At 63.7% G+C, this 18,610-nt stretch carries 15 protein-coding genes; 8 read left to right on the forward strand and 7 right to left on the reverse strand.

Annotated features, from left to right (window positions below):
• Positions 1 to 166 precede the first annotated feature (166 nt).
• The 5 genes from fdxA to NKH30_RS07940 form a co-directional block, all read right to left on the reverse strand.
• Positions 167 to 505: a ferredoxin FdxA gene (gene fdxA / locus NKH30_RS07920; RefSeq protein WP_352452512.1), complete on the reverse strand. Its 339-nt coding sequence runs from the start codon at positions 503 to 505 to the stop codon at positions 167 to 169.
• A gap of 148 nt (positions 506 to 653) precedes the next feature.
• Positions 654 to 1,040 carry an RNA-binding S4 domain-containing protein gene (locus NKH30_RS07925; RefSeq protein WP_352994800.1) on the reverse strand — a complete coding sequence of 129 codons (387 nt, stop codon included), beginning with the start codon at positions 1,038 to 1,040 and terminating at the stop codon, positions 654 to 656.
• Positions 1,041 to 1,052: 12 nt separating this feature from the next.
• Complete coding sequence (locus NKH30_RS07930; RefSeq protein WP_352452510.1) at positions 1,053 to 4,460, reverse strand: helicase-related protein; 3,408 nt, start codon at positions 4,458 to 4,460, stop codon at positions 1,053 to 1,055.
• Between the two features lie 731 nt (positions 4,461 to 5,191).
• Positions 5,192 to 5,917 carry an acetoacetyl-CoA reductase gene (gene phbB, locus NKH30_RS07935; RefSeq protein ID WP_352994802.1) on the reverse strand — a complete coding sequence of 242 codons (726 nt, stop codon included), beginning with the start codon at positions 5,915 to 5,917 and terminating at the stop codon, positions 5,192 to 5,194.
• A gap of 103 nt (positions 5,918 to 6,020) precedes the next feature.
• Entirely contained in the window at positions 6,021 to 7,205 is a 1,185-nt protein-coding gene (locus tag NKH30_RS07940; RefSeq protein ID WP_352994804.1) for an acetyl-CoA C-acetyltransferase, read from the reverse strand.
• A 278-nt stretch (positions 7,206 to 7,483) separates the two neighbouring features.
• On the opposite strand from NKH30_RS07940, the gene phaR reads away from it, so the two are divergent.
• Positions 7,484 to 8,092: a polyhydroxyalkanoate synthesis repressor PhaR gene (phaR, locus tag NKH30_RS07945; protein WP_023678449.1), complete on the forward strand. Its 609-nt coding sequence runs from the start codon at positions 7,484 to 7,486 to the stop codon at positions 8,090 to 8,092.
• Between the two features lie 73 nt (positions 8,093 to 8,165).
• Here phaR and NKH30_RS07950 read toward each other — a convergent pair whose 3' ends face one another.
• Positions 8,166 to 9,314, reverse strand: coding sequence for a citrate/2-methylcitrate synthase (locus NKH30_RS07950; RefSeq protein WP_352994807.1), 1,149 nt, complete (start codon positions 9,312 to 9,314; stop codon positions 8,166 to 8,168).
• A 92-nt stretch (positions 9,315 to 9,406) separates the two neighbouring features.
• Between NKH30_RS07950 and NKH30_RS07955 the strand changes: the two genes are divergently transcribed.
• From NKH30_RS07955 to NKH30_RS07985, 7 genes are all read left to right on the forward strand, one after another.
• On the forward strand, positions 9,407 to 10,495 hold the full coding sequence (locus NKH30_RS07955) for a citrate synthase/methylcitrate synthase (protein ID WP_352994810.1): 1,089 nt from the start codon (positions 9,407 to 9,409) through the stop codon (positions 10,493 to 10,495).
• 184 nt (positions 10,496 to 10,679) lie between these two features.
• On the forward strand, positions 10,680 to 11,462 hold the full coding sequence (locus NKH30_RS07960; RefSeq protein ID WP_352489286.1) for a 3-hydroxybutyrate dehydrogenase: 783 nt from the start codon (positions 10,680 to 10,682) through the stop codon (positions 11,460 to 11,462).
• A gap of 26 nt (positions 11,463 to 11,488) precedes the next feature.
• Entirely contained in the window at positions 11,489 to 12,619 is a 1,131-nt protein-coding gene (locus NKH30_RS07965) for a patatin-like phospholipase family protein (RefSeq protein ID WP_352994895.1), read from the forward strand.
• 16 nt (positions 12,620 to 12,635) lie between these two features.
• On the forward strand, positions 12,636 to 12,779 hold the full coding sequence (locus NKH30_RS07970) for a hypothetical protein (protein WP_352452504.1): 144 nt from the start codon (positions 12,636 to 12,638) through the stop codon (positions 12,777 to 12,779).
• A gap of 122 nt (positions 12,780 to 12,901) precedes the next feature.
• Entirely contained in the window at positions 12,902 to 14,113 is a 1,212-nt protein-coding gene (locus NKH30_RS07975) for an efflux RND transporter periplasmic adaptor subunit (RefSeq protein WP_352613440.1), read from the forward strand.
• 2 nt (positions 14,114 to 14,115) lie between these two features.
• Positions 14,116 to 17,292 (forward strand): efflux RND transporter permease subunit, encoded by a 3,177-nt coding sequence (locus NKH30_RS07980; protein WP_352452502.1) that lies wholly within the window; start codon positions 14,116 to 14,118, stop codon positions 17,290 to 17,292.
• Between the two features lie 98 nt (positions 17,293 to 17,390).
• Positions 17,391 to 17,549 (forward strand): DUF3309 family protein, encoded by a 159-nt coding sequence (locus NKH30_RS07985; protein ID WP_023678456.1) that lies wholly within the window; start codon positions 17,391 to 17,393, stop codon positions 17,547 to 17,549.
• 66 nt (positions 17,550 to 17,615) lie between these two features.
• Here NKH30_RS07985 and NKH30_RS07990 read toward each other — a convergent pair whose 3' ends face one another.
• Positions 17,616 to 18,575 (reverse strand): SDR family oxidoreductase, encoded by a 960-nt coding sequence (locus NKH30_RS07990; RefSeq protein ID WP_352994813.1) that lies wholly within the window; start codon positions 18,573 to 18,575, stop codon positions 17,616 to 17,618.
• Positions 18,576 to 18,610 lie beyond the last annotated feature (35 nt).

Here is an 18,610-nt window from a genome sequence, read left to right on the forward strand (position 1 = left end):
TAAATCGACGTTGTGTCACCGGCATGTTTGGTTGATATAACACAAAAAGTCGGAAGAATCAAGGTTTTGCTGCACGCGCGAAGGCCACGCGCCGTCGCCGCCTGTCAAGGCGGTTAATGTATCACGGCTGTTACGCGGCGTCAGGCCGCCGCAGCCGGCAGGCTCGTCAGTCGCCTTCGCCGGGCTCGGGGGAGAAATATTTCTCGAACTTGCCAGTTTCGCCATCGAAATTCTTAGCGTCGGCCGGCGGCTCCTTCTTGGCGGTGATGTTGGGCCATTTGTCGGCATATTCGGTGTTGATCTGCAGCCATTTGTCGAGGCCCGACTCGGTGTCGGGCTTGATCGCGTCGGCCGGGCATTCCGGTTCGCAGACACCGCAATCGATGCACTCGTCCGGGTGGATGACGAGCATGTTCTCACCTTCGTAGAAGCAGTCGACCGGACAGACCTCGATGCAGTCCATGTATTTGCATTTTATGCAATTGTCGGTCACGACGTAGGTCATTGGTCGGCTCCGGGACGTCCCATTTTGTTGGGCTTTTTTGGTGAGGTAACGCCTTTGTCCGCCGGTGGCAAGGGCGGCCCCTGCCAGCGGTGCCGCGGTTTCCGGAATGGAATTCCGGAAGGCCGGCAAAGCGGGCGTTCGACCTTGCTCAATCGTCGCCGAGCAGGTGGTCGGTCTGGCGGCGTTCCTTCTTCGTCGGGCGACCGCTGCCGGCCTCGCGCAACGGCGGCACCGCATCCGGAAGCGCCTCGCCCTTGGGCGCGGGGGGCAGCGACATGTCCTCGTAGAGCAGGCGGGCCTCTTCGGCCGGGCCACGCCGTACGCCGGTGCCAAGGACTTTCCAGACGAAGATCCGCCGCTCCAGCGTGATGGTCAAAACGTCGCCCGGCCGGACCGTATCGGAGGCCTGCGCTGCTTTGTCGCGATTGATGCGGACGCGTCCGGCGACGACCAGCTTGGCTGCCAGCGTGCGCGATTTTACCGCGCGCGAGAAGAACAGCCACTTGTCGATGCGCTGGCGGGCATCAGTGACCATTGGACGAGCAGCTTACTTCTTCAGCTGGTCGCGCAACGCGGCGAGCTTGGCGAAGGGCGAGTCCGGATCGAAGCGGACCGGGCGTTCCTCACGCGGCTTTGGCTGGAACGCCGGCTTTGCGCCTTGGGCGCCGCCTTTGCCGTCCTGCCGGCCAGCCTTCCAGTCGGGCCGGTTTTCGCGCCGGTCCGGGCGTTCACCTTGCGGCTTGCCGGCGCGCTGATCTGCCGCGTCGCCTTGCGGCCTGGGCTTGAACTTGCTGCGATCGAAGCGCGGCTTGCCGGCGCCGTCGCGCTGGTCGTGGCGCCCCTGACGGGCGGGCCGGTCGCCCGGCGTCGGTTGCCCGCCGGCATCTACCGGCGCATCGCTGCGGCTGTCCGGCGCAGCTTGACCATTGCGCGCGCGATTGTCCCGATGATTGTCCCGGGGGCGGTTGTCATGCTGGCGATGACGCGGGCGCTGGTCGAAACGACCCTGCCGCCATAACAGGATGGGTTTTGGCTCCTCGGCTTCTGGAGCAGCTTCGCCGGCGACGGCTCCTGCCGTCGCTGCAGGTTCGGCCGGCGATGCTTCCGTAGTGTCGGAAACCGGCGGTTCTGCCGGTGCCGCAGCCTCAGTTTCCGCCCCAGGTTCCGCCGTTGGCTCGGCCGCCGGTTCCGCAGGCGCTTCAGCAGTCGCCTCCGCGGCGGGCCGGGTCTCTTGCGTGACTTCTGCCGCAGCTTCAGGGGCTGGAGCTTCCGCGACAGGCTCTGCCGTCGCTTCGGTCACAGCTTCGGCCGCCGCCTCCGCAACAGGAGCCGCATCCGACACAGGTTCCGAAGCCTCCGCCGGCGGCTCTGCCGCGGCAGATGCTTCCGCCATCCTCGCCTGCTCGACTCGCGCAGCCTCTTCCGCCGCCTGCTTTGCAGCGGCCGCGTCACGCGCGGCATTATCCTGTGCTTCGAGCCGCGCCTTGACCTCGGCCGCCGGTTTGGCATCGGCGCGATAGCCGAGTCCCTTCAGGATTTCTTCCATGTCGTCGGCGGTGGCGCCGAGAATCGACATCATCGGCGGCGTCACCATGAAGGACTGGCCGTCATAGGCGCCGTCGGGGCGAGGACCGAGGCCCGGCTTCCAGTTGGTCGCCGGCCGGATCAGGTCGGCCAGCCGTTCGAGAATATCGACGCGTACAGCACGCCGGCCAAGATTGCGGTAGCCGGCAAGCTTGTAGAAGGTCTTGTCGAAGGTCGGATCGATGACCACCGAGGTGCGGCCGGAGGCCAGTGCGTGAACGACATCGCCGAAACCGGGCTTGTCCTTGCCGTCGTTTCTCAGCGCCCACAGCAGCGTTATCAGCCCGGCCGGCGCCGGTTTGATCAGCGCCGGCACGAAGACATGGTAGGCGCCGAAGCGCACTCCGAGACGGCGAAGCGCCGCGCGGCCTTCCTGGTCGAGCGACTTCATCTCGTCGGCGATGTCGCGACGGTTGATGAGGCCGAAATGCTCGACAAGCTGGAAAGCGATGCCGCGGCCGATGCCGGTGATCTGCTCGGCATTCTTGAGATCGACCAGCGGCTTCAGCAGGGATTCGATCTGGAAATTGACGAAGCGCTCGGCGCGCGCCGCAACCTTGTCGCGGGCCGGGCCGGTGAGTTGCTCGTCGGCCAGCAGAACCAGACGCGGCTTCAAAGCGTCTTCGCCGGCGACCAGCGTGCCGATCGGGGCGCCGATCCAGCGCAGCGTGCCATCCGAACCCAGCGCGATGTCGCCATTGGCCGAGGCGCCGAAGCGCTCGGCCCGCGCCTCGAACTCGGCGGCAAGCGCCTTCTGCGCCGCCGCCCGCACCGCCTTGGCGTCTTCGCCGCCGGCGCTCTGGTCGGCGGTGAAGCGGAAACCTTGCAACTCGCCGACGTGATGGCCTTCGACGAGGACGGTTCCGGTTGGGCTGATTTCGGCTTCAGGCATCGTGTTTTCTCTAAGGCGCCGCATGAGGACGGAAGTCCTGCGGTCTACAAAACGTTTCGTCAACCGCTCATGCAGCGCATCGGACAATCTGTCTTCGATTTCGCGCGTCTTTTCCTGCCAGTGTGCCCGATCGGCCAGCCAGCCGGGCCTGTTGGAAACGAAGGTCCATGTGCGGATCTGGGCAATCCTGTGCGATAACGTGTCGATGTCGCCTTCGGTGGTGTCGGCACGGCGCACCTGCTCGGCCATGTAGTTCTCGTCGACATGGCCATGCCTGGCAAGGTCCATGTAAATGGAGGCAATCAAGTCGGCGTGCTGGGCCGGCGCGATCTTCCTGTAGTCGGGCAGCGCGCAGGCTTCCCACAGCAGCGCCACGCGCCTGGCATCGGTGGTGAGTGCCCGGACGTCCTCGTCGCGCGACAGATGCTCGAGCGCCTGTGCGTCTACTGCCGGCAGCGCGCGCGTCAGGCCTTCGACCGGGGCGTTGGTCTCAATCGACCGCTTCAGCGCATCGAGGTTGGCGAAATCGAAATGCGCGGTGCGCCACTGCAGTACTTTCACCGGGTCGAAATCATGCGCCTCGATTTTGTTGACCAGTTCATCATCCAGCGGATCGACCTGGCCGGTGACGCCGAAGGTGCCGTCGCGCAGATGCCGGCCAGCGCGGCCGGCAATCTGGCCGAGCTCGGCCGCCGTCAGGTTGCGGTACTGGTAGCCGTCGAATTTGCGGTTCTGGGCGAAGGCGACGTGGTCGAGGTCGAGGTTGAGGCCCATGCCGATGGCGTCGGTGGCGACGAGGTAGTCGACGTCGCCCGACTGGAACAGCGCCACCTGGGCGTTGCGGGTGCGCGGGCTGAGCGCGCCGAGCACGACGGCGGCACCGCCCTGCTGGCGGCGGATCAGCTCGGCGATGGCATAGACCTCGTCGGCCGAGAAGGCGACGATCGCGGTGCGCCGCGGCAGGCGGGTCAGCTTCTTCGAGCCGGCATAGGCAAGATGCGATAGGCGTGGCCGGGTCACCACCGACACGCCCCGCAGCAGGCGCTGCAGGATGCCGTGCATGGTGGCCGCGCCCAGCAGCAGCGTCTCCTGCCGGCCGCGCAGATGCAGGATGCGATCGGTGAAGATGTGTCCGCGTTCGAGATCGCCGGCGAGCTGGACCTCGTCGATGGCAACGAAGGCGGCGTCGGTCTCGCGCGGCATCGCTTCCACGGTGCAGACCGAGTATTTCGCGCCCGCCGGCTGGATCTTTTCCTCGCCGGTGATGAGCGCCACCTTATGGGCGCCGACCTTCTCGCAGACGCGCGTATAGACTTCGCGGGCAAGCAGCCTGAGCGGCAGGCCGATGACGCCGCTTTCATGCGCCACCATGCGTTCGATGGCGAGATGGGTCTTGCCGGTGTTGGTCGGGCCGAGCACGGCCGTCACGTCTCGACCCGACAGGATCAGCGGTTCAGTGTGTTTCGGATGGATGTTCATCGGCCTGGAAATAAGGCTCTCTGCCTCGCATTGTCGGGAGCGCGCCCATATTGGCCGCGTATGACAGGCGACACATAGGGATTTCGGGCGCGAAGCGAAAGCGGAATATGCCGAGGGCAGGCCGATTGGTTGGTTCGAAGCCAGAAAATCTGTTCCCGATTAACAGTTGGAACGAGTCTGGAACGAATCAGCGACGAATCACTGACTCGCGCTGATTCAGGGTTTGTTCACGGCTACATCTGGGTTTTCTGTCGGCGTATCTCACCACATGCTGAATCACGGAAACTGGCCCGATTTATGCAAGCGGCATCCAAGCGAGCACTGCGGTTAACCTTTGCCGGTGAATGGTCGTGGCCGGCCAATCTGCTTCGCACAACGTTATGAAATTATTGATGTTTCCTAACGCGCTTTAATCATTTCGAGGGTGTTTTCAGCTCTCGCCGTTAACGTTCCGCTCAAAGCCGGAACGAATCGGCGACGAATCAGAGATAGCCGAAGTTTCTTGGTTTGTTCACCGCAACATGTTGTGTTGTGAACAGCTTTTCCACCGAGAATCCACAGGCTGCCGGGCGGCTTTTGCACAAGCTGCGAGTTTGCCGTTAACCTTTGCGTGCCGGATTGGGGCAGCGTGCTGCATCGAGATCTTGCAACGGGAAGACCGCTATAGAAACGGGCCGTTTTGCAGGCCCGTTCGTCCAAGCGCGGATCTGTCTCAACGTAAAGACAAACGATCAGGCGACGTACTGGCCGCCATTGGCTGATATGGTCGAGCCGGTGATGAAACCGGCATCGTCGGAAGCGAGGAAGACGACGCAGCGCGCGATTTCCTCCGGCTCGCCGAGACGGCCGACCGGGATGTGCGGGATGACCCGCTCGTTGAGGACCTTCTCGTCCATTGCCTTGACCATCTCGGTGGCGATGTAGCCGGGGCAAATGACGTTGACGGTGATGCCGGCGCGCGCGCCTTCCTGGGCCAGTGCCTTGGTGAAGCCGATATCGCCGGCCTTCGAGGCCGAATAATTGACCTGGCCGACCTGGCCTTTCTGGCCGTTGATCGAGGAGATGGTGATGATGCGACCGAACTTGCGGTCGCGCATGCCGCCCCACAATGGATGCGTCATGTTGAAGACGCCGGAAAGGTTGGTGTCGAGGACCTCTTTCCATTGCTCGCGCGTCATCTTGTGGAACATCGCGTCGCGAGTGATGCCGGCATTGTTGACCAGCACCGCGACGGGACCGAGATCGGCTTCGATCTGTTTGATGCCGGCGGCGCAGGCCTCGTAGTCGGCGACGGACCATCTATAGACCGGGATGCCGGTCGCGGCCTTGAACTTTGCCGCCGCTTCTTCATTGCCGGCGTAGTTTGCGGCGACCGAATAGCCGGCGCTTTTCAAGGCGACCGATATCGCCGCGCCGATGCCGCGCGACCCGCCTGTGACGATTGCAACCTTTGTCATATGTCCTCCCGGGAAATGCAGATGACTGAGCGTTGAAGCGGTGGGGTTTGCCCTCTTTCCCTACTCGCTTTGCGCCAGCATCCTATTCGTATCGCTTATCTCATCACAATGCTTCCACGCACATGGCAACACCCATGCCGCCGCCGATGCACAGCGTGGCAAGGCCTTTCTTGGCACTTCTGCGGCGCATCTCGTAGACCAGCGTGTTGAAGATGCGGGCGCCCGAGGCGCCGACCGGATGGCCGATGGCGATGGCGCCGCCATTGACGTTGACGATGGCCGGATCCCAGCCCATGTCCTTGTTGACGGCGCAGGCCTGCGCGGCAAAGGCCTCGTTGGCTTCGACCAGATCGAGGTCGCCAACCGACCAGCCGGCCTTGGCCAGCGCCTTGCGCGAGGAGGGGATCGGTCCCGTCCCCATGATCTGCGGGTCGACACCGGCGGTCGCCCAGGAAACGATACGCACCAGCGGTGTGATGCCGCGCCTTGCGGCTTCCGCTTCGGTCATCAGCACCACGGCGGCGGCGCCGTCGTTGATGCCGGAAGCATTGGCAGCAGTCACCGTGCCTTCCTTGTCGAAGGCGGGCTTGAGCTTGGTCATGGCATCGATTGTCGCGCCGTGGCGGATGTATTCATCCTGGTCGACTACGGTGTCGCCCTTCCTGCCCTTGACTGTAAAGGCAACGATCTCGTCCTTGAATTTCCCGGCTTTCTGCGCGGCCTCGGCCTTGTTCTGGGAAGCTAGTGCGAACTGGTCCTGGTCGTCGCGGGTGATCTGGAACTGGCGGGCGACGTTCTCAGCGGTGTTGCCCATATGATAGCCATAGAAGGCATCGGTCAGGCCGTCCTTGATCATGGTGTCGATCAGCTTGAAATCGCCCATCTTGACGCCACCGCGCAGATGCTGTGCATGCGGAGCCATCGACATCGATTCCTGGCCGCCGGCAACGATGATCCTCGCGTCGCCCTGGGCGATCTGCTGCATGCCGAGCGCGATGGCGCGCAAGCCGGAGCCGCAGAGCTGGTTCAGGCCCCAGGAGGTCGCCTCCTGCGGTACCCCGGCAGCCATTGCCGCCTGCCGCGCCGGGTTCTGCCCTTGAGCCGCGGTCAGGATCTGGCCGAGGATGACCTCGTCCACCTCCTTGCCGTCGACGCCGGCACGGACCAGCGCTTCCCTGGCGGCGACGGCACCCAATTCATGGGCTGGGGTGTTGGCGAAGGCGCCGTTGAAGGAGCCGACGGGCGTGCGCGCTGCACTGGCGACAACGATGGCGTTGGAAGCGGACATGTTCTTCTCCAGGCTTTCGGGGAACGATTTCGGGTGCCGTCGGGGACTTTTCTTGCCCTTTCCACAACCCGAGTCAAACCCGAAATGGGCATGGCGTCCCACTCCCGCAAGCATGCCGCCCGTCGCTCCGACGGCGGCCCGTCCGTGCTGCGCAGCATAAAATGTTCCCGCACTGCACAAACTGCTTGGATTCATGGCGCTTTTGCGCATATCCTTTAAAAAGGCGCAATCGTTACCGGCGGCTTACTTAAGCTGCCCGGTGTCCGGGGAGGATGCAGATGGCCGCAAAAGACGAACCTATTGTTATCAAGAAATATGCCAATCGCCGTCTCTACAATACGGGCACCAGCACCTATGTGACGCTCGAGGATCTCGCTGAAATGGTCAAAAGAGGCGAGGACTTTACTGTCCAGGACGCCAAGACCGGTGACGACATCACGCATCCGGTACTGACCCAGATCATCTTCGAGCTGGAGAACAAGGACGGGCAGAACATGCTGCCGATCCCGTTCCTGCGTCAGCTCATCGCCTATTATGGCGACCAGATGCAGATGATCGTGCCGAGCTTTCTCGAGCAGTCGATGCTGGCCTTCTCGAAGGAGCAGGAGCGCTTTCGCGAGCAGATGAAAGATGCCCTCGGCAAGTCGCCGATGGACATGATGAAGATCGCGACACCAATCAAGGTGCTGGAGGAGCAGACGCGGCGTAACATGGAAATGTTCCAGAACGCCATGCGGCTGTTCACGCCGTTCCCGCCCGCGGGCTCGGCGCCGGCAGCGGCGCCGGCCGAACCGGCCAGGAAGGAAACACCGGAAAAACCCGACGACCTCCAGGAGCTGAAGGAGCAGATCGCCGCGATGCAGCGCAAGCTCGACACGATGTCCTGACTGCCGGCTGGCGAAGTGCAGCGTCGGAACTTCCTTCAGGTGCCGCTGAGACTTCGCAAGCAGCGCGGCTAGACTAGAGCTGCTCCGGCAGCGGTCCCTGGTAGCGGGCGCGTGGCCGGATCAGGCCGTTGCTCGTCACCTGCTCCACGGCATGCGCGGCCCAGCCGACGCTGCGGCCGAGCGCGAACAAGCGGAACGGCGCATCGGACGGCAAACGGAGACCGCGCGTCAGCGCGGCCAAAGCGAAATCGACGTTCGGGCGCATGCCCGTTGCCGCAAAGGCCGCATCGCAAAGCCGTAACAGCCCATCATCGACATCTATCGCGGCCAGCAACGGTTCCGCACGCGGATCGCCGTCGGGATAAAGCGGATGGCCAAATCCGGGCAGCGGCCTGTCGTGACCGAGCCAGCGTCCGACAGCCGCATCCGGCCCCAATCTCTGCGCATCTTCCGCCAGCATCATGACCGCCTCCGCGGCGCCGCCATGACGCGGCCCGGAGAGCGTGGCGAGGCCGGCAAGCAGGCAGGCCGAAACAGGTGCGCCGGTGGACGCGGCGACCAGTGCGGCGAAGGTCGATGCGTTCAATTCGTGATCGGCCAACAGCACCAGTGAGCGGCGGATCAAGTCTGCGCCGGCCGCATCGAGCGACCATCCCCGCGCCAACCTTTCGTGCGCGGCACCAGTTCCGGGAATCGCGCCGAGCGCCTGCGCCAAAGCGGCGATGGCGCCGGCCGCATCGTGGTTGAGCGAAGCCGATCTTCGGCCGAGCGAAGGCCGGCCGTTGGCCGCCAACGCGGCCAATTCCGCGAAGGCAGCCGGCCGGCCAGTTGCGCCGTTGCCATGGCGGCTCGCCGAGACGAACGACACTGGTGCGTCAGATGCCCAAAGCAGGTTTGCCGTCTGCTCCAGCGTGGCAGCCTCGCAGAGAGCAACCGCATCCTGGCCGCGATAGACAAGGCGGCCATGCAAAACGGTCGAGATCGTGGTGGCGATCGCCGGCTCACCCCAGGCAATTGCACTTTCGGCGATTGCCTGGGGATTTCGGCCACGAGCCCGGCGGCTCGCCAGCGCCGCGATGTCGTCGGCGCGATACTGGCTGCGGCGTGGATCCGCCCGGTCCGGCCGCACGCCGATGCGTCCGCGGCTGACATAGGCATAGAGGGTCTGGGCGCGCACCTTGAGACGCTCCAGGGCTTCGTCCCGCGTCAGCCACTCCGTCATGTCAGCCTTGGCATATTGATTCAGTTGATCAAGATTGATGGTCGAGTCACCAACCCTTATCTTCCACCCGGAAAGGGTCAAGGAGAAAACCAATGGCGAATGGGCTCGATGATGTGGTGGCGGCGGAAACGGTGCTCTCCGATGTTGACGGTCTTGGTGGCCGCCTGACCATCCGGGGCCATTCGTTGCCCGAACTGGCAGGCCACTGGAAATACGCCGAGGTGGTTCATCTGCTGTTCGACGGCTTTTTCGACGATCTTCCCGGCGACAAGGAGCTGGCGAACGCGATCGGTCGGGCGCGCAGCGAAGTGTTCGAGCAGATCAAACCCTTGCTGCCGTTTCTCGCATCCCTCGATATCTACAGCGCAATGCGCGCCGGCATTGCCCTGCTGCCGGACGGCGACAAATTGCCGGACGCGCTGCGGCTGGTTGCGGCACCTGCCGTGCTGACGCCGGCCTTGCTGCGCCTGCAGCGCGGCGACAGCCCGATTGCGCCCGATAGCAAGGCCGATCATGCCGCCGACATGCTGCGGATGCTGACCGGCATTGCGGCCTCGCCTAAATTGGCGAAGGCGCTCGATGCCTATCTCGTGACGGTTAGCGACCACGGCCTCAACGCATCGACTTTCGCCACGCGCGTGGTCGCCTCGACGCAGGCCGGGCTTACTTCGGCGGTGCTGGCCGGGCTCGGAGCGCTCAAGGGGCCGCTGCATGGCGGCGCGCCAGGTCCGGTGATTGAGATGCTGGATGCGATCGAGGCGCATGGCGACGCCGCCGGCTGGCTGCGTGGCGAGATCGCGCGCGGCCGCCGCATCATGGGCTTCGGCCATCGCATCTATCGCGTGCGCGATCCGCGTGCCGACGTGCTGAAAGCGGTGGTGCGCCAGCTCGGCGCCAGGGGCGAAAGCGGCCACCGGCTGGCCTTTGCCGAAAGCGTGGAGCAAGCGGCGCTCGAAGTGCTTCGCATCGCCAAGCCGTCGCGCTCGCTCCAGACCAATGTCGAGTTCTTCACAGCGCTCCTGCTGGAAGCGGCGAGCTTTCCGAAAGAGGCGTTCACCAACGTCTTTGCTGCCGGGCGCGTCGCCGGCTGGATTGCCCATGCGCGCGAGCAGCAAACGAGCGGACGGCTGATCCGGCCGCAGTCGCGCTATATCGGGACGGTGCCGGACCTCGTCGCCTGACGAGCTTTCAGCGCATGCTTTGCGAAACGAGGCAACGACCTCTCTTAGGGGACGAGAGCGGTCTACATGACAAAAATTTCATGTCATTGCTCCACACATCCGCTGTTCTTGGGTGACAGAGAGCCTATATGTTGCAGTGCAGCATGGTTCCACGGGAGCCCGCCTCGAAAGGAATAAAGCCGCCTTGACCGCCAGAAAAACCGCCATCGTCACCGGTTCCACCTCGGGCATCGGCCTGGCCATTGCCCACGCGCTCGCGGCCGAAGGCTGCAACGTTGTCGTCAATTCCTTTTCCGACACCGCCGACGATCACGCCATCGCCGACGCGATCGCGAAGCACCACGAGGTGAAGACCGTCTACGTCAAGGCCGACATGTCGAAGCCGGCCGAGTGCCGGGCTTTGGTGGCGAAGGCAGCCGAGGCATTCGGCTCGGTCGACATCCTGGTCAACAACGCCGGCATCCAGCATGTCGCGCCGGTCGAAAGCTTCCCGATCGAGAAATGGGATGCGATCATCGCCATCAACCTGTCATCGGCCTTCCACACCATCGCAGCCGCCATCCCGTTGATGAAACAGGCCGGTGGCGGCCGGATCGTCAACGTCGCCTCGGCCCACGGCCTTGTCGCTTCGCCGTTCAAGTCGGCCTATGTCTCGGCCAAGCATGGCATTATGGGCTTGACCAAGACTGTCGCCCTGGAGCTGGCGCGCGACAAGATCACCTGTAATGCCATTTGTCCGGGCTATGTGCTGACGCCGCTGGTCGAGGCGCAGATCCCCGACCAGATGAAGGCCAACAAGATGGACCGCGAGACGGTGGTCCGTGAGGTCATGCTCGACAGGCAGCCTACCAAGGAGTTCGTCACCGTCGAGCAGGTTGCGGCGGCCGCGGTGTTCCTATGCTCGGATGCGGCGGCGCAGATCAACGGCACGCACATCTCTGTCGACGGCGGCTGGACCGCTCAGTGAGCCTTCCAGCGGTCAAGGGCCACGCCATGCCGAAAAATGGCGAGGCGGAAGAGCCAAAGAAGATCAATGTCGCGCTGCAAGGCGGCGGCTCGCACGGGGCGTTTTCCTGGGGCGTGCTCGATCGGCTGCTCGAGGACGGGCGCCTCGACATAACGGCGGTTTCGGGCACCAGCGCCGGCGCCATGAATGCCGTGGCACTGGCCGACGGCTTTGTCCGCGGCGGTGTCGAGGGCGCGCGGCGGAAGCTCGACGATTTCTGGCGTGCGGTGGCGGCAAAGGGCCGCTTCAGCCCGGTACAGCGCATGCCCTGGGACGTCGCCTGGGGCAATTGGTCGATCGAGAACACGCCCGGCTATTTCCTGTTCGATACGATGTCTCGGGTATTTTCGCCCTATGTCGCCAATCCGCTCGCAATCAATCCGCTGCGCGACGTGGTCGAACGTGAGATCGATTTCGACAATGTGCGCGCCTGCAAGTCGATTGAACTGTTCATTTCCGCTACCAATGTCGAGACCGGCCAGTTGCGGGTCTTCTCGGACGGCGAGATCGACCTCGACACAGTGATGGCGTCGGCCTGCTTGCCGCAATTGTTCCGTGCCGTCGAGATCAAGGGCGTGCCCTATTGGGATGGCGGTTATGGCGGCAACCCGGCACTGTTCCCGTTCTTCAAGACGGCGGCCACCGAGGACGTGCTTTTGGTGCAGATCAATCCGGTGGTCCGCGAGGGAACGCCGAAGAGCGCCAATGAGATCCAGAACCGCATCGACGAGATCACCTTCAATGCCGGGCTGTTGCGCGAATTCCGCTCGATCGCCTTCGTCAAGGAACTGATCGCCGCCGGCCGATTGCCGCACGGCGAATATCGCGACATCCGCATGCACCGCATCGATGCCGACGAAGCGTTCAAGGATCTGTCGGCATCGTCCAAGGTCAATGCCGAATGGGCGTTCCTTGCCTATCTGCGCGACCTCGGCCGCACCGCAGCCAGTGATTGGCTGGAAGAAAATTATGACGCCGTCGGCAAGCGGCCGACGATCGATCTGTCCGGCGAACTCGACGACGGCTTGAAGCCGGTGCGCGGGCCGGCGCCGGGCCGGCGGGTCAAGGAATTTCTTGCGGCGCGCAAGCAGCCCGAGGCCGCCCGCCGTCCGGCCTAGCTGCTTCGGAAAGCAGATGGCATTCGCAATCTGTCCAATCATCCTGACACTTGCTGCCATGCCGCTGTTTTGGCAATCAACAGCCGATGCTGCGGCCGCATCTTTGCGGACAAAGCAACAATCCATCAACTTTTCTGACTATATTGCGATGCAACTTTGAGGTAGAAGCGCGCTTCGCCGATCACGGCAATTTGAATACGGCCTCGCGCGCACCCATATCGGCGACGCGCCCCAAGTAGAAGATGCGGCCTGGCCGAACCCCGCGCACTGGAAAAAATGACGATGCCGAAATTCAGGTTTCACAAGCTTGCAGCCATTGTTGTGCTCATCGGGTTCGCTGGCTGGATGGCGACAGGCGAGTTCTCGTCCGTCGGCAGCGCGTCCGCCGACAACAAGCCCAAGGCAGGAGAGGTCGAGCAGCCCAAGGCAGCCGACGCAGGCAAGCCCCAAACTGGCAAACAGGGGGCTGCCAAGCCGGGGACTGCCGAGGCGGAACAGCCCAAGGCGCCGTTACGCACGGTCGCGATCATAACCCCGCCGCGGCGCACCTATGCACGCGCTATCCGCATTTCCGGACTGACCGAAGCCGACAAGCGCGCCGTCCTGGCGACACGCGTCGCCGGCGTCATCGACAAGCTGCCGGTCAAGCAGGGTCAGCATGTCAAGACCGGCGACCTGATCCTGATGCTTGCCGCCGAGGAAAAAATCTCGGCGGTCGACAACGCCAAGCAGCTTGTCGTGCAACGTGAGGCAGAGCTGGCAGCTGCCCTGCGGCTGATGAAAACCGGCAATCTGCCCAAGCTGCAGCTCGACACGGCCCGCTCCAACCTGACGCTGGCCAAGTCGCAACTGGAGGCCGTGCAAGCCGAGCTCGACCGCAACGAGGTGAAGGCGCCCTTCGACGGCGTCATCGACCGGGTGCCAGTGGAGCTTGGCAGTTCCGTCATGCAGGGCGGCGAAGTGGCGACCATTCTGAAGCTCGATCCGGTGATCGCCCGCGGCGAAGTCAGCGAACGCGATCTCGGCTATCTGAAGATCGGCGACAAGGCCGATGTGCGTCTGGTCAGCGGCCAGAATGTCGAGGGCACGGTGCGCTACATCAGCCGCGATGCATCTTCGGCAACCCGTACCTTCCGCGTCGAAGTCGCCATCCCCAACGCCGATGGTTCCGTACCGGCCGGCATGACGGCAGAAATTGCGCTCAGCGCCCAGCCGACCGACGCCGTCATGCTGCCGCGCTCGGTGGTGACGCTCGGCGACAAGGGCGATCTCGGCATTCGCGCCGTCGACAAGGACGACAAGGTCGTGTTCTTCCCGATCGACCTGGTCGACGACACGCCGACCGGCCTGGTGCTCGGCGGCATTCCGGCCGACGCCCGCATCATCGTCGCCGGCCAGGAGCTGGTGAAGGAAGGCGAAGTGGTCAAGCCGGTCGAAGCCGACCAGGCGACCATTCAAAAGCTGTTGGGCGAAGCGACGGCCGGGACGCAGTAATCATGGACATCGTCAAACTTGCAATCAGCAATGCCCGGCTGACCATTTCGGTCCTGGTCTTTCTCATCCTTGCCGGTGCGGTCGCTTACCAGTCGACGCCGAAGGAAGCGGAACCCGACGTTCCGATTCCGATGATGTATGTCAGTCTGATCTACCAGGGCATCTCGCCGGAAGACTCCGAACGCCTCCTGCTGCGGCCGATGGAAGCCAAGCTGAAGAGCCTGAAGGGCCTGAAGGAGATGCGGTCGGCCGCCTTCCAGGGCGGCGGTTATGTGCTCGTCGAATTCCAGCCACAGACGGACCTCGCCACCGCGCTGCAGGACACACGCAGCAAGGTGCAGGACGGCAAGGCCGACCTGCCGCAAGCGGCTGAGGAGCCCGTGGTCTCCGAGGTCAACATCTCCGAGTTCCCCGTCCTGGTCGTGACGCTGTCGGGCGAGGTGCCCGAGCGCGTGCTGACGGCGGCGGCGCGCGAGCTGCGCGACCGCATCGAGGAAGTGCCTGGCGTGCTCGAGGGCTCGCTGCAGGGTGCGCGCGACGACCTCGTCGAAGTGGTCATCGATCCGATGAAGCTGTCTTCCTACGGGCTGCAGCTCGACCAGTTGATCGGTGCGGTCGGCGCTTCCAACAGTCTTGTCGCCGCCGGCAACATCGAAGGATCCGAGGGCAAATACGCGGTCAAGGTGCCCTCGCTTATCGAGACACCAGAGGATGTGGCGGCGCTTCCGGTCGTCGCCGGCCCCAATGCGGTGGTGCAGGCCAAGGACATTGCCACCATCCGCTCCACATTCAAGGACGCCGAGACGGTCACCCGCCTCGACGGCAAGCCGGCGATCGCCATCGAGGTGAAGAAGCGCATCGGCTCCAACCTGATCGATACGATTGGCAAGGTCAGGGAGGTGTCCGACGCCTTCATCAAGACGATGCCGGAGGGCATGCACGTCACCTACACGCAAGACAAGTCCGTCTTCGTGAACCAGTTGCTCGGCGATTTGCAGAACCACGTGATGATCGCCGTGATCCTGGTGTTCATCGTCATTCTCTACGCGCTGTCTGGCCGTGCCTCGCTGCTGATCGGATTGGCCATCCCATCATCCTTCCTGATCGGCATCCTGTTGCTGGCAATGATGGGCTACACGATCAACATGATCGTGCTGTTCAGCCTCATCCTGGCGGTCGGCATGCTGGTCGACGACGCCATCATCGTCACCGAATTCGCCGAGCGCCGCATGAGCGAGGGCATGCCGAAGGAGCAAGCGTTCGCGCTTGCCGCCAAGCGCATGGCCGGCCCGGTCATCGCGGCGACGATGACGCGCATTGCCGCCTTCTCGCCGCTGTTGTTCTGGCCGGGCATCATCGGCGACTTCATGAAATACATGCCGATCACGCTGATCGTGACGCTCTCGGCCTCGATGCTCTATGCGCTGGTCTTCGCGCCGACGCTGGGCGCGATATTTGCCAAGGCGCCGGCCCATCACCCCGACGACAATCGCGACGGCTGGTACATGGCCGTGGTCAAGCAGGCGGTGCATTATCCCATCACCGTGCTTGTCCTCACCGTGGTGCTGTTGTTCGGCGTCGGCTACGCCTATTCGAAATTCGGTGCCGGCGTCGAATTCTTCCCGAATGTCGAGCCTGACTACGGCCTGCTCTATGTCCACGCCCGCGGCAATCTTTCGCTTGCCGAAATGGACGCGGCCACCAAGACCGCGGAAAATCGGCTGCTCGGTTGGCCGGGCGTGAAGTCTGTCTATACCCGTGTCGGCAAGACGCAGGGCGGCGGCCAGGATGTTCCGGAAGACGTGGTTGGCGTGATCCAGTACGAATTCGTCGATTGGCGCGAGCGTAAATCGGCGAACTCAATCCTGGACGAACTGCGGGGCGTTATGGCCGGCATTCCCGGTGTCGACGTCGAGGTTCGCGTGCCGGAAGCCGGCCCGCCTACCGGCAAGCCGATCCAGATCAGGCTTTCGGCCGTCGATCCGAAGGGCCTTGACGACAAGGCCCGCGCCGTCGCCGCGCGCATAGCCAAGGTGCCCGGCGTCATCGATATTTCCGACGGCCTGGCGCCGCCCGGCGTCGACTGGGCGCTCGAGGTCGATCGCGCCAAGGCGGCGCAGTACGGCATCAGCCCAACCGCGGTCGGAACGGTGGTGCAACTGGTGACCAACGGGCTGAAGCTCAGCGAATACCGGCCCGCTGGCGCCGACGATGCAGTCGACATCAGGCTGCGCCTGCCCGAGGATCGGCGCACGCTGTCGACGCTCGACGAACTGCGGGTGCAGACCGCGCAAGGCTCGGTGCCGATCTCGAACTTCGTCGTGCGCAAGCCAGAGCCGACGGTCGGTATCCTCAACCGCATCGACGGCGCGCGAACTGTGGTCGTCCAGGCCAACGTCGCTGCCGGCGCCCAGGTGGCTGCCGTCCAGCAGGAGGTCACCAAAGCTGTCGCCGACATGAACCTCAGCAGCGGCATTCGCTGGAAGCTTGCCGGTTCGAATGAGGACAGCGCAGAGGCTGGTGCCTTCCTCAGCAAAGCCTTCGGTGCGGCGATCTTCCTGATCTTCATCGTGCTTCTGGCGCAGTTCAACAAGTTCACCAGCGTCTGGCTGGTGCTGTCCTGCGTGGTCATGGCGACGATCGGCGTGTTCCTCGGGCTGCTGCTGACGGGAGAGGCATTCGGCATCGTCATGTCGGGCATCGGTGTCATCGCGCTGGCCGGAGTGGTGGTGAACAACAACATCGTGCTGATCGACACCTATGACCGGTTGCGCGAAGAGGGCTGGGACAAATACGAAGCCGTTCTGCAGACCTGCCGCGAACGTGCCCGTCCGGTGGTGCTGACGGCGGTGTCGGCGATCCTCGGCGTGCTGCCGATTGCTTTCGGCCTCGGCCTCGAAATCTTCCATCACGAGACGACGATCAACGCGCCGTCGACGCAATGGTGGATTTCGCTGTCCTCGGCGATCGTCTTCGGCCTGTCCTTCGCCACCGTGCTGACGCTGGTGGTGACGCCGTCGATGCTGATGGTGTTCACTCGCGCCAAGGTCAAACCCGGTGCGCGTCGGGGCTGGTTCAGCCGCCTGTTCGGGCGTCGCAAGGCCGAAATCCCGTCGAAAGGCCTGGACGCCGATCTGGGCGCCGAACCGGCGATCGCCTTCCCGAAGGCCGCCGAATAGAGTCCGGCTCGCCGTCCTGATCAAGCAAGGCCGCCCGGGAACAATGGGCGGCCTTCTGCATTGTTCCGTCATTGCAACCTCAAAGCGAGGATTTTCTGATGACGATCAGCACCATTCTCATCATTATCCTTATTCTTATTCTGATCGGCGCGGTTCCGGCGTGGCCGCATTCGCGGTCCTGGGGTTACGGACCATCAGGCATCGTCGGCGTCATCCTGATCGTTGTCCTGGTGCTGCTGTTGATGGGCCGGATCTGAACGCAACCTTCCTCCCCGACCAGCGGCGGATGACCGTGAGGCCATCCGCCTTTTTTTGGTTTGTTGTTAGGCAGCTTTTTGCGTCGTCTTGAGCGTGGCGATGCCGATATCCTCGAGCGCTTCCGACACCGCATTTTCCAGCGGCGTGTGCGGGATCGTACCGATAACGCTTTCCAGCCTGCCTGAAACCAGCCGGTGCGGCTCGAAGCGGAGATAGGACATCGAAACGATCTCGCGCCACATCGCCACGAACGGGCCGCCGGCACGCAGCACCCACCACGGCATCGACGTCAGTTTCAGCGAGCGCCCGAGCGCCTTCTCCGCGGCCGCCTTGATCTGCAGGTCGGTCACCGCATGGCCGGGAAAGTTCAGCGCCTCGTAGAAGCCGAGCTTGTCGAGATTGTCAGCCAGCCCGACGAAGGCCTTGGCCAAGTCGGGCAGATAGGCCCATTCATGCACGAGATCGACCGGCCCTGGGGCGGTATAGACGCCCTTGGTCATCTTGGCGGCAACAACCAGATCGAACCACGATCCGCTGCCGGTGCCGCCGAAGAAATCACCAGCGCGCAGCAGGATCGTGCGCACCAGACCCGCGTCGGCCTCGCGGCGAAACAGATCTTCCATGGCGACGCGGATACGGCCCTTTTCCGTCGTCGGGCGAAACGGCGTGTCTTCGGCGATCACCGCCGGCATCTGCGAGCCGTAATTGTAGACGGTGCCCGGGAAGAGATGCAGCGCGCCGTTCGCCCGGCAGGCAGCCATCACATTCTCGGCCATCGGCAGGCATTTGCTCCAGTCGGTGTAGAGCGGGTTGAGGCCGTTGAAAATGATATCGACGCCTTCGGTCGCGCGGATCAGCGCAGCACGGTCGAGCGCGTCGCCGGCGATCGCCGTGGCGCCTTTGAGCTCGGCCGGCACCTTGCCGCTGCGGGTGATGGCACGGACATCGTAGCCGGCATCGATGAAGGCCTTGGCCACCGTGCGGCCGAGGCGGCCATTGGCGCCGAGAATTGCGATCGTGGTCATGGTTCGTCTCCGTGTTGCGTTACGATCCCAATATT

The organism is Mesorhizobium sp. M1273, from assembly GCF_040318195.1.
Classification (GTDB): domain Bacteria; phylum Pseudomonadota; class Alphaproteobacteria; order Rhizobiales; family Rhizobiaceae; genus Mesorhizobium.